The sequence below is a fragment of the Dehalococcoides sp. genome (genome assembly GCF_041654235.1).
In the GTDB taxonomy this organism is placed as follows: domain Bacteria; phylum Chloroflexota; class Dehalococcoidia; order Dehalococcoidales; family Dehalococcoidaceae; genus Dehalococcoides; species Dehalococcoides mccartyi_B.
In genome coordinates, this window is record NZ_JBAZDW010000043.1 from 1 (window position 1) to 11,605 (window position 11,605).

14 protein-coding genes are annotated in these 11,605 nt (G+C 48.0%); 11 read left to right on the forward strand and 3 right to left on the reverse strand.

Translation table 11 applies throughout. The features are described 5' to 3' along the window. Nucleotides 1–224 precede the first annotated feature (224 nt). A complete protein-coding gene (locus WC259_RS05970; protein WP_372643582.1) occupies nucleotides 225–584 on the reverse strand; it encodes a type II secretion system protein in 360 nt (119 codons plus the stop codon). Nucleotides 585–808: 224 nt separating this feature from the next. Here WC259_RS05970 and WC259_RS05975 point away from each other — a divergent pair, with 224 nt between their 5' ends. The 7 genes from WC259_RS05975 (at nucleotide 809) to WC259_RS06005 (ending at nucleotide 8,130) form a co-directional block, all read left to right on the forward strand. Beyond that, nucleotides 809–1,576 (forward strand): A24 family peptidase, encoded by a 768-nt coding sequence (locus tag WC259_RS05975; protein ID WP_059280163.1) that lies wholly within the window; start codon nucleotides 809–811, stop codon nucleotides 1,574–1,576. A gap of 123 nt (nucleotides 1,577–1,699) precedes the next feature. Continuing rightward, nucleotides 1,700–3,784, forward strand: a complete 2,085-nt coding sequence (locus WC259_RS05980) for a bifunctional mannosyl-3-phosphoglycerate synthase/mannosyl-3 phosphoglycerate phosphatase (protein ID WP_372643585.1) — start codon at nucleotides 1,700–1,702, stop codon at nucleotides 3,782–3,784. A 140-nt stretch (nucleotides 3,785–3,924) separates the two neighbouring features. Further along, on the forward strand, nucleotides 3,925–4,470 hold the full coding sequence (locus WC259_RS05985) for an RDD family protein (protein WP_372643588.1): 546 nt from the start codon (nucleotides 3,925–3,927) through the stop codon (nucleotides 4,468–4,470). Nucleotides 4,471–4,530: 60 nt separating this feature from the next. Next, nucleotides 4,531–5,994, forward strand: coding sequence for a glutamate--tRNA ligase (gene gltX / locus WC259_RS05990; RefSeq protein ID WP_372643590.1), 1,464 nt, complete (start codon nucleotides 4,531–4,533; stop codon nucleotides 5,992–5,994). A 203-nt stretch (nucleotides 5,995–6,197) separates the two neighbouring features. Then, nucleotides 6,198–6,767: a DUF3795 domain-containing protein gene (locus WC259_RS05995; protein WP_015407212.1), complete on the forward strand. Its 570-nt coding sequence runs from the start codon at nucleotides 6,198–6,200 to the stop codon at nucleotides 6,765–6,767. Between the two features lie 99 nt (nucleotides 6,768–6,866). Next, nucleotides 6,867–7,124, forward strand: a complete 258-nt coding sequence (locus WC259_RS06000) for a hypothetical protein (protein WP_011309725.1) — start codon at nucleotides 6,867–6,869, stop codon at nucleotides 7,122–7,124. Between the two features lies 1 nt (nucleotide 7,125). Beyond that, nucleotides 7,126–8,130: a radical SAM protein gene (locus WC259_RS06005; protein ID WP_372643593.1), complete on the forward strand. Its 1,005-nt coding sequence runs from the start codon at nucleotides 7,126–7,128 to the stop codon at nucleotides 8,128–8,130. An 18-nt stretch (nucleotides 8,131–8,148) separates the two neighbouring features. Here WC259_RS06005 and WC259_RS06010 read toward each other — a convergent pair whose 3' ends face one another. Continuing rightward, complete coding sequence (locus WC259_RS06010; protein WP_011309727.1) at nucleotides 8,149–8,298, reverse strand: hypothetical protein; 150 nt, start codon at nucleotides 8,296–8,298, stop codon at nucleotides 8,149–8,151. 137 nt (nucleotides 8,299–8,435) lie between these two features. On the opposite strand from WC259_RS06010, the gene ybeY reads away from it, so the two are divergent. After that, on the forward strand, nucleotides 8,436–8,918 hold the full coding sequence (gene ybeY, locus WC259_RS06015) for an rRNA maturation RNase YbeY (RefSeq protein ID WP_012984478.1): 483 nt from the start codon (nucleotides 8,436–8,438) through the stop codon (nucleotides 8,916–8,918). After that, nucleotides 8,915–9,487: a flavodoxin family protein gene (locus tag WC259_RS06020; RefSeq protein ID WP_011309729.1), complete on the forward strand. Its 573-nt coding sequence runs from the start codon at nucleotides 8,915–8,917 to the stop codon at nucleotides 9,485–9,487. Before ybeY ends, WC259_RS06020 begins: the two co-directional genes overlap by 4 nt. Nucleotide 9,488: 1 nt before the next feature. Here the strand turns inward: WC259_RS06020 and WC259_RS06025 are convergent, their stop codons facing one another. Beyond that, nucleotides 9,489–10,463, reverse strand: a complete 975-nt coding sequence (locus tag WC259_RS06025; protein WP_012984479.1) for a dihydroorotate dehydrogenase — start codon at nucleotides 10,461–10,463, stop codon at nucleotides 9,489–9,491. Between the two features lie 295 nt (nucleotides 10,464–10,758). Here WC259_RS06025 and WC259_RS06030 point away from each other — a divergent pair, with 295 nt between their 5' ends. Next, on the forward strand, nucleotides 10,759–11,130 hold the full coding sequence (locus WC259_RS06030; RefSeq protein ID WP_011309731.1) for a TraR/DksA C4-type zinc finger protein: 372 nt from the start codon (nucleotides 10,759–10,761) through the stop codon (nucleotides 11,128–11,130). 26 nt (nucleotides 11,131–11,156) lie between these two features. After that, on the forward strand, nucleotides 11,157–11,605 hold a 449-nt coding region (lspA, locus tag WC259_RS06035), incomplete at its 3' end, for a signal peptidase II (protein WP_372643598.1).

Here is an 11,605-nt window from a genome sequence, read left to right on the forward strand (position 1 = left end):
ACGCGTCAGAAGTGGAAAAACTGATAAGCAGCAGTCCCGGCAGCCAGAAGCGGAAAAAACTTATTGAAAACAGCAAGAGCCTGCTCTTCTAGAGGGCATTTTACCGAAATAAATTAAGGGGCGGTTAGTCTGAACCGCCCCTTTTGTTTACCCTTGCACTGACGATAAATATAATAAAGGCCTGCCGTAAAGCAAGCCTTTATTAATTAGCTAATTAATAGAAATTACTCTTCGGTTGTTGCCTTGGCACCCTGCGTAACTACACCCTCAGTTGTCCATGTGTATGTATACGCCGATGAATTAATTACATAGGGACCAAGTATTGTAGTACCAGGAGTAATTTGGACTGCAGTAGTCACCGCTGTGATAGCAGTTCCGGGATGATCAGCCATGTAGGCTGTCATGGCCAGCTGAATATTGGCCAGTTCAGTTGCTGCAGCTTCCTCAGTACCGGAACCGATGAATTTAGCGACATTGGGAACTACTACGGCCGCCAAAACACCCAAGATGGCAACCACTACCAAAAGCTCAATCAGGGTGAAGCCTTTCTGGTGTTTGCGGAGTTTCCTCATGAAATTGTACATTTGTTTGTTCACCACCTTTCGTTTTTCGTATTATGTTTTACCATGTTTTGTAATGATAGTTACTTTAAAGATAGTTTATATACCCTTATAGGGTCAATAGTTATATAGTAACACCTCTACACTGGGATTATAATACACCCTGTGCCCATTTGTATATATCCCGCCAGTACTTTCGTATATAAACCCTCTTGACGGTTCGGCCAAAAAAAGCCACAATATATTTCATGCTTATCAGTTGGATTATTTTCTTTTTCATCTTGGGGGCTATACTGGGCAGTTTTATAAACATGCTGTCTGACCGCCTGCCGGCTGAAAAATCCATTGTTGCTCCCGGCTCCGGGTGTGATGTCTGCGGCAAAAGGCTGGGCATTGCTGACCTGATACCCATTTTCAGTTATATTTTTCTAAAGGGGCGTTGCCGTTACTGCGGGGCGGGCATACCTCAAAGAGCTTTGTGGGTAGAGATAGCCACAGCCTGCCTGTTTGGTCTGTTCTGGGTGATGCTGGGGCCAAGTGTGGAACTGGGTATAAGCCTTTTGTACCTTTGCGTATTTATAACCCTTTTTGTAATAGATCTGGAAAAAGGGCTTATTTTAAACGTAATTATTTATCCCTTTATGGTGCTGGCACTGCTGCTTTCGCCCCTCTACCTTCAGGGAGACGGTCTGCTGGCAAACCTGTCATCTTCGTTTTTTGGCGGGCTGACCGGTTTCGGGCTGTTTCTGCTGATATATATTGCCTCACGCGGGGGCATGGGGGAGGGGGATATAAAAATGGCCGGCTTTATCGGGCTGGTCTGCGGTTTCCCAAATATTTTTGTGGCCATTTTTGCAGGCATAGTGCTAGGCGGGCTGGCAGCAGCCGGGCTGATGCTTTCAGGCAAACGCCGCAAGGGTCAGACTATCCCCTTCGGACCTTTTTTGGCTGTGGGTGCGGTAACTGCCATGCTGTTTGGCAGCCAGATTATGGAGTGGTATCTGGCTCTGGCCTAAGCTTTTTTACCAAAACCCTTTCTTGATTATCACTAGCACCTTGATACCCATCCGGTTTCCGCCTAGAATAAGGCATATCTGCCGTACAGTGCATTTATACCTGTTTAAAGGAGTTTCCCCGTTATGCGAATTGAAAGCCTGCGTCCCGCCGAACATCTGGGTAATGTAACCATCCACGGCGTAAGGCGTTTTTTAGAACTTGATTCCGGAGCTTCCAACCTGCCCCATCTTCAGGAAAGCCGCGAAGTGGAGATTGTGGACCAGCAAGCTATTTCAGACGTTGAAAAGAAAATGGCTATTGTTCTGCCCATAAAGGACGAAGACCTAAAGGTGTTTGAAGGTGTACTAAGCGGCATACCCCATGACTGCCTGATGATAGTTATCAGCAACAGCTCCAAACAGGAAGTAGACAATTTTAAAAACGAAAAAGATATTGTCAACCGCTTTTGCCGCATTACCCACCGCCAGGCTTTCGTAGTCCACCAGAAAAACCCCGAACTGGCCAATGCCATTGCAGATGCCGGCTACCCTGAACTGCTGGGTGAAGACGGGCTTATCCGCAGCGGCAAGGCTGAAGGCATGATACTGGGCATTATACTGACCATGTTCAGCGGGCGTGACTATGTGGGTTTCATAGATACCGACAATTACATACCGGGGGCAGTCTGGGAATACGCCAAGCACTTCGCTACCGGTTTTAATCTGGCTCAGTCACCTTATTCCATGGTACGCATACTCTGGAAATACAAACCCAAGCTGGTGGGAGACCTTTATTTCAAACGCTGGGGGCGAGTGTCCGAGGTTACCAATAAACACCTGAACCACCTGATATCCAGCAAAGGCAAATTTGAAACCGAGATTATCAAAACCGGCAATGCCGGTGAACATGCCATGAGTATAGAGCTGGCTAAACGCCTGACCTACGGCACCGGCTATGCGGTGGAAACCAAAGAGATTATGTCTATACTGGAACAGTTCAGCGGTATACTGCCTATAGAAGACAGGGAAGTGGCCGAAGAGGGAGTGGAAATACTCCAGACTGAAACCATTAACCCCCACCTGCACGAGGACAAGGGCGGTGACCACCTGCTTCAGGATATGCTTTTACCCAGCCTGGCGGTCATATATCACAGCCCGCTGGCAGATGATGCCGGCCGGAAAATGATTGAAACCCAACTGGCAGGGATGGAGGGTTTCGATGCCGACACACAGATACCTCAGATAAAGCTGATTCCCCCTCCCCAGAAAATGGACTTGCCGAAATTTTCAGCCATAATTGAAAAGTATCTGCCCCAAATTATCCTGCCGGATGGAGAGCTTTTTTCGCGGGCAGGACGCCCGTCCCGTTTGCCTTCATTAGGCCAGTTCAAAAAGATTGTCTATACAGACTTGGACGGCACTCTGCTGAACCCCTTAACCTATTCGTATTCAACCGCACTTGATGCCCTGCGTTTGTTAAAAGACAAACAACTTCCTTTGGTATTCTGTTCCGCCAAAACCATGGGCGAGCAAGACCTGTACCGCAACGAATTAGGTATAAAAGACCCCTTTATAACTGAAAACGGGGGGGCTATATTTATCCCCAAAGATTATTTCCGCCTGCCTTTCGCCTATGACAGGATAGCCGGTAATTATCTGGTAATTGAACTGGGGATGGCCTATAAAGATATCCGCCATATCCTTAAAAAGGCGCTGGCTGCCGCCTGCGCCGAAATAGAAAACTCTGAAAAGGCCGGTAATATATTCATTACCAGCTTCGGGGATATGTCTGTTGAAGATGTGAGCCGCCTTACTGACCTTAACCTGAAACAAGCTGAACTTGCCAAACAACGGGAGTACAGTGAAACCGTACATATAGAGGGTGACAAACGAAGCACCAATATGGTTCTGAACCATATACAACAAAGCGGACTGGAATATAGTTTCGGAGGGCGTTTTTACGAGGTCACCGGCGGCAATGACAAAGGCAAAGCTATCAAGATACTGAACGAGTTGTTCCGCCTGAATTTCGGCAATATCCATACCTTTGGTCTGGGTGACAGCGAAAATGACTACTCCATGCTGGAGACAGTGGACTCACCCATACTGGTGCAACGCCCCGGCAACAAGTGGCACAAGATGCGTTTGCGTAACCCCAGTTACGTCAAAGGGGTAGGGCCTGAAGGTTTCAGCCGGGCAGTCACTGACATAATAATACCCATGGAATAAAAGATAAAACCATTGCCAAAATAAACTTGTCAGTATTTTTCCCGAAGACAAGTACGGGTAAAATCTGCTTCGGAGAACTTTCGCCAATCCCCAATAGCCTTAGCCCTGCCTTTGGGTTACTAGGATTAAGCCTTGTTTAGATGTATAATACCCACAGCCAGGTCTGGCAGGAGTGTGTACCAATAATGATCCACTTGAAAAGCCCTTTGGCTCTGGAATTTGCCGGCTTCTGGCGGCGTTTCGGAGCATTTATCATAGATAATATAATCATCAGCATAATCTCTTCAGCCTTTGTACCTGTACACTGGTTTGAAATACCTGTTTTCTGGAACATAGACAGTCTGTCAGGTATTTGGTGGCTGGCAGCCCCGATTATAGCTTTTTCAAACGTACTTTCATTATTAGCCATGGTGGCTTACTTTGTATTTTTCTGGTACTGGCGCGGTCAAACCCCCGGCATGATGATTGCCCAGATAAAGGTTATCAGGGTAGATGGTTCAGGGGTTTCTTTAGGAAACTCCATTATCCGTTTTCTAGGGCTTATTGTATCAACCTTACCTTTAGGTCTGGGGTTTTTCTGGATTGCCTGTGACCGCCGCAAACAGGGCTGGCATGATAAAATGGCTGATACAGTAGTAGTCAAACTACCCAAACCGCCTGAGGTTACCGCTCCTCAGGCTACCTGAAGTTCACTATCAAAACGCCTTTCCCGTTAGGGCAGGCTGTATTTATAAGGCAGGAACAAGATGACAAACGAAGTGAGAGTACGCTACGCCCCCAGCCCCACCGGCTACCCCCATCTGGGCAATATCCGCACTGCTATGTTCAACTGGCTGTTTGCCAGACACAATGGCGGCAAATTTATTGTCCGGATAGAAGACACTGACCGTGAACGCTATGTGGAAGGGGCGGTGGAATCCATACTGGAAAGCCTGAATTGGCTGGGATTGGACTGGGACGAAGGCCCGGACAAAGGCGGGGATTACGGCCCCTACTACCAATCAGAAAGACTCCCTCTTTACCGGAAGGCCGCTGAAAAACTGGTTGCCGAAGGCAAGGCCTATTACTGCCACTGTTCTTCCGAAAAGCTGGATAAAATGCGGGAAGACCAGATAGCCCGCAAAGAACCCCCGGGTTATGACCGCTGTTGCCGTGATAGGGGTCTGGGACAAAAAGAAGGTGCGGTTATCCGCTTTAAAATACCGCTGGACGGGCAAACTGCCTTTACCGACCTTATACGGGGGGAGGTTACCTTTGATAATGCCAAACAGGACGACTTTGTCATATTAAAATCAGATGGCTTCCCCACCTATCACCTGGCCAGTGTGGTAGATGACCATGCCATGCAGATAAGCCATGTCCTGCGGGCGGAAGAATGGCTGCCCTCCACCCCCAAACACCTTATGTTATATAAGGCTTTGGGCTATACCCCGCCCCTGTACGCCCACTTACCCATGATACTTGGACCAGACCGTTCCAAACTTTCTAAACGGCATGGTGCTACTTCAACTATAGAATACAAACAGGCCGGCTATCTGCCTGAAACCATGGTGAATTTCCTGTCCCTGCTGGGATGGGCTTATGATGACAAAACCGAGCTATTCAGCCGTGAACAGCTGATAGAGTATTTCTGTCTGGAAAAGGTCAGCAAAACTGCCGCCATTTTCAACTATGAAAAGCTGGACTGGATGAACGGCATTTATATCCGCACACTTTCTGCCCAAGACCTTGCCTGCCGGGCTATGCCGTTCTTGGAAAAAGATGTACGCATTGCCGCATCCGGTCACTTAAACCTTGACTATACCGTAAAAGTTATGCCTCTGATACAAGAACGGGCCAAGAAACTGAATGAGCTTGCAGAACTTTGCTGGTTTATATATTCAGATGATATCAGCTATGACCCAGCTTTGCTTATCGACAAGAAACTGACCAAAGAAACCAGTTTGTCCGCCTTGAAAGCGGCAAATGCCCGTCTGGAAGCTTTGCCTAACTTTGATGCCGCCAGTATGGAAGAACATATCCGCCCGCTGGCTGCCGAACTGGAACTAAAGCCGGGACAGCTGTTTGGCATGCTCCGCACCGCTTCCACCGGCCAGCAGGTTGCCCCTCCCCTTTTCCAGACAATGGAAGTGCTGGGCAGGCAAAGATGCCTCGGGCGGATAGCCATGGCTATTGCCAGACTGTCTGAAATGCCTTTCCAGAGGAGCTAACCAGCTAATAGAGTAAATGGGCAGGCTATGTTATTGCGGGCTCTATTGCGGAAACTGTTACCATTTAAAATAGATAGCAGTTAGCTGGCAATGCACTGACTATCCAGCTTGCCGGAAACTGGACTTTCTGAAGCAGGTTCATGGTGAGTTGCAACTGGCAAACCTGACAGCTATTGAAAAAACGGGTTTGGAGAAGTGGTTTAATGGCAAACCAGGGTTTTAATTTTCAAAAGGAACATCCCGGTATTGCCCTGTGCGGGCTGGACTGTTACGCCTGCCCGCGTTACCACACCATCGGCTCATCACGCTGTCCGGGCTGTGCCGGCAAGGATTTCTCTGAAAAACACCCCTCCTGCGGGTTTATCAGCTGTGCATTTAAACATGGAAGATTGGAGAGCTGCGGACTTTGCCCCGAAATAGATACCTGTAACCGCATTACCCGACTAAAAACAGTTATCAAAGACCAGCCCGGTTATCCTTCATACCAAAACCGCATAGCCAATCTAATAAAAATAAAAGGAACAGGATTTGAAGCCTTTGCAGATACCTGCATACGCAAAGAAGCCCTTCTGAAAACCCTGATTGATAAATATAATGACGGCCGCAAGAAGGCATTTTACTGCCGTGCCGTCCAGTTATTGCCCTTGCCAGACCTTGAAAATTTACTTGATGAAAATGCCAAAAAGGGGTATAAATCAGTAGATGATGCCGCTTTGGCTGTAAGTAACAGCCTGAAAGCGCTGGCAAATAAACTTGGCATAGAGGTCTGCTGAATATGACAATAGGTCACTCCTCGTTTATCCCGCCTCCCCGCCAGCACTGATACTGCCTTATTTTTTAAAAAGACTTAAATTAACGAGGAGTAAATATATATGAGCCAGCAGGTAAATAAAGAAGAAGCTATAAACTGGTTGATAAAGATAGGCACCATTCCCTACTGGGATTCCATAGATAACCGCCCCCTGTTCCGCAGGATTGTAAAGAAGAATGACGGCACTAAGGTTGACCGGGTAACTGAAGAAGAAGCCTGGCCGTTTATAATAAACGCTTTGGGCATGAAAACCGAAGCCGAAACTGAATCTTTACGCAAAACTATTGAAAAAGCCTTGAAACTGCAGGGAAGGATTTAGGTTGAATCAGGAAACTTCCGAATACATTCCCAGATACCTTGAGCTTTATAAATCCGGAGAGCTACAAAAGAGGCTCATGCGGCTTGATGAGCGCATGGCGGAGTGTGACCTTTGCCCCAGAAAGTGCGGGGTAAACCGCCTTTTAAACGCCGAAGGCGGGTACTGCCACAGCGGAAACGCCCCCATAGTGGCTTCGGTATGCGACCATCTGGGTGAAGAGCCGGCTATATCCGGCGATAACGGCTCCGGCACGGTCTTTTTCTCCAATTGCAACCTGCGCTGTGCCTTTTGCCAGAATCACCAGATAAGCCAGGACTTTGAAAGCCAAAAATCCAACCTGACGGACTGCCAGACTCTGGCCGGACAGATTATAGACCTCCAGAATACCAAGGGTGTGCATAATATAAACTTCGTATCGCCCTCGCACTTCGTACCCCAGATGCTCCGCACCATAATAGAAGCCGTACCCTTGGGACTGAAGGTGCCTATTGTTTACAATACCAACGCCTATGACTCTCTGGAAACACTTTATGAGCTGGACGGGGTAGTAGATATATATCTGCCGGATTTGAAATATTCCAATGATGAATGGGCACGCCAAATTTCCGGTTGCCCAGACTATGTCAGCCACGCCCGTGCCGCCATACGGGAAATGTTCCGCCAGGTAGGACGGGTGCGTTATAATGCCGAAGGCATTGCCGAGAGGGGGCTTATTGTACGCCACCTTATCCTGCCGAATGATCTGGCCGGCAGTAAAGAATCACTTATGTGGATAGCGGATTTATCAACTGAAATTACCGTCAGCCTTATGGCACAGTACTACCCCTGCCACCGGGCTTTGGATATGCCCCCGCTTGCCCGGACTATATCTACGGCCGAATACCGCACCGCCATAAACATGCTGGATATTTTGGGAATAGAAAACGGGTGGCTTCAAGAACCGGAAGCCAAGGATTACTATATCCCTGATTTCCAGCGCAACGGCCACCCGTTTATAAGTTACTAAGAAAAAACTTTTTGAAAACTAACCGTGGCGTTTACGGTTGCAGAAAGCAAAGTGGATCTTCAGACCGCTGACCTTGTCTTTTTTGTTTACGCCGGTCATAAAAGTCTTCAGGTCAGGCAGTTCCTGAGCGGTTTTGGTATTTTCAATCTTCTCGGTTTTACAAGCCATTATATTTACTCCGTAATTTTATACAAACTGAACCAGCATTATAGCATGTATTCGCTTTCAACAAAAGCCGCTTTAAAACAAGCTCTCCTTTAAACCCCGATTGTGCCCCTTTTGGGGCTGTGATATTATCTAGACATATGGAAATAAATATAATAGTTAAACCGCCTTTTAAAAAACTGGTATCCGCCCAATTTCTAAAAAAAATAGCCTCTGAAACCCTTAAAGCCCAAGCCGCAGACCCAAGTTCGGAACTGGGTATTGTTATTACCGGGCAGGAAGAAATAAAAGAACTCAACTGTAAATACCGCCAGCTTGATGAACCTACAGATGTGCTTTCGTTTTATATGCTGGAGGAAAACCCCGAAAACCTGACCGCACCGGATGATTTTCCCACCCCTCCTGATGAAGCCACCCATTTGGGAGAAGTGATAATCTCTTATCCGCAGGCGGAGCTTCAGGCTGGTGCTGCCGGCCACAGCGTCAACCATGAACTAGCCTTTTTGCTGATTCACGGGGTACTCCACCTGCTGGGGTATGACCACCATGAAACCGCCGCCGAAGCAGTTATGAAATCCCATCAGGATATAGCCATGAAACATATACGGGAGATACTGAAATGAGAGTACTGGGTTTATCAGGCAGTCCCCGTTTGGGAGGCAACAGCGACACCCTGCTGCACGAAGCTATAAAGGGTGCCAAAGACAAAGGGGCGGAAACCCATATTATTTACCTGTCAGACCTGACTATAGGTCACTGCCCTGCCTGTGATGACTGTTTTTATACCGGTGAGTGCCGTTACCGCGATGATATGGACGAAGTAATAAGCCAGATGGAAAAGGCTGACCGCATAATAGTTTCCAGCCCTATCCACTTTATGGGTGTCAGCTCACAACTTAAGGTTATGATAGACCGCTGCCAGTCACTCTGGGCACGCAAGTACAAACTGAAAGCCTCCCCCTTGGGTGATGAGCGTGAACGCAAGGGTATGTTTATGGCAACCGGCGGCATGAAAAACGGTGAGGTTTTTGAAGGTGCCAGAGCTACCATGAGGTCTTTCTTTGCAGTACTGAATATAAAATATTCATACGAACTGCTGGTAAGCGGAGTGGACAATCTGGGTGCTATCCAGTCCCAGTCCGATACCCTCAAGAAGGCTTATGAACTGGGTCAGATGCTGGCAGATAAATAAACTAGCCTCTGGCTACCCCTACTATTTCCCTTATGCTCTTTAACCCCTCAGCTTTGGCATAGGCTTCCAGCCCTTCAAGTATATCCATGGGGGCGCGCGGGTTGACCAAATTGGCAGTGCCTATCTGAATTGCAGTTGCCCCGGCCATCAGGAACTCCAGAGCATCTTCAGCATTCATAATGCCTCCCCCCCCGATAACCGGTACGTTTACCGCACCCGCTACCTGATATACCATGCTGATAGCCACCGGTTTTATAGCCGGGCCTGAGAGCCCTCCGGTATGGTTACCCAACACGGGACGCCGTTTTTTGATATCTATGCGCATACCCCGAAGGGTGTTTATAAGTGAAATTGCATCTGCCCCGGCATCTGCCACCGCCTTAGCCAGTTCGGTAATGCTGCTGGTATTGGGGGTAAGTTTTACGATAAGAGGCAGGGTAGTAGCATTCCTGACTACGTCAGTCACTCTGGCGGCAGATTCGGGAGAAGAGCCAAACTCTATACAGCCGCACTTTACATTGGGACAGCTGATATTTACCTCTATACCGCTTACCCCGGGCACTTTGTCCAAACGGCGGGCAAGTTCGGCATAGTCTTCTATACTCTCAGCGGCAATGTTTACTATCACAGGCACATCCCAGGTATACCACTGGGGTGCTTTGTCACGGATAACCGCCTCTACCCCCATATTTTGCAGTCCTATAGAATTCAGCATGCCGTTAGGGGTTTCGGCTATGCGCGGCTGGGGGTTTCCCTCCCGCGGTTTCAGGGTGGTAGCCTTGCAGACAATGGCACCCAGACGGTTGCGGTCAAACAGGTGGGGGTATTCGTCACCATAGCCGAAAGTTCCGGAAGCCGCCATAACAGGGTTTGAAAGCCTGAGCTGGCGGGGATTGTAAGGGGCGATGTCTACATTTAAATTAAGTTCAGCCATACGCCCAAGATTATAAGGCTTGGAGACGGCAGAACACAACATCTCCTTCAAAGCTATGCACTAATATTTTATCTTGCTTATTTGGGTTTTATAGACTACACTGAAACCATGAAGCGAAACACCTCCTGTTTTGGCTTTGTTGTTATTAGGGGATATAAAAAATCACGCTTGGGTAGTTTGTTTTTTACGCATAGCGGAGAGGCCGGGCAGATTTCAGGCGGGCTTCTTCCCGAATGCTAAGTTAAAAACCGGATTTAAGTTTCTCATTCGGAATTTTCGGCAAACCGGCACATTACCGAAGCATACCCGAAGTTATCATAGCAACCAGGAGGACCCGATGGTGGCAAAGAAAAATAGTGGATTAAGCCCGATATATCGTTCACGCCTGGAGGCTGACCTTAAAAGGCTGACTGACCAGATTGAACAAATGCGTGCTTTACGTGTATCCGAAGACCGGCGTGAAGGAAGCCCTTTTGGCAAACGTGAAGAAGAGGCAACCGAAACAGCCGACCTTGAAAATGGGCTGGCTATGGAAAAGAAACTGCTTGACCAGATTGCCGAAACTGAGTATGCCCTGGATAAATATACCCGGGGTATTTACGGCTTGTGCGAAATGTGCAAAGAGCCGATAGACCCTGCCAGACTTGAGGCTTTGCCACAGGCCAGACTGTGTATGCAGTGCAAGTCCAAATCAGCTAAGTCTTACTAAATCAGGTTTAAAAGGGTTGGGGGTTAATGACCAGGGGATTAGTATTTTTTGTCAGCACCGCTTGCGGCATTTTGGCTGACCAGTTAAGCAAATTTATTATCACCGCTAACCTTGCCACAGGCACATCCATACCGGAAAGCGGTTTTTTTCAGATTGTCCACGTACACAATACCGGTGCGGCTTTCAGTATCTTTCGGGGACATATAGAGTGGCTTATTGCCGCCAGCGTTCTGGGAGTAATACTGGCAATGACCGCCTTTTTTATAAGGAAAAAGCTGCCGTTTTTAGACACCCGCCCCGGTTTGATAGCCTTGGGGGTGATTCTGGCTGGTACAGTGGGCAACCTGATTGACCGGGTGCGGCTGGGCTATGTTACTGACTTCATACGGGTGGGAGACTTCCCTACTTTCAATATTGCTGATTCATGCCTGACAGTAGGTGTTATCAGTCTGTTACTTTTGTACATTGTCTCATC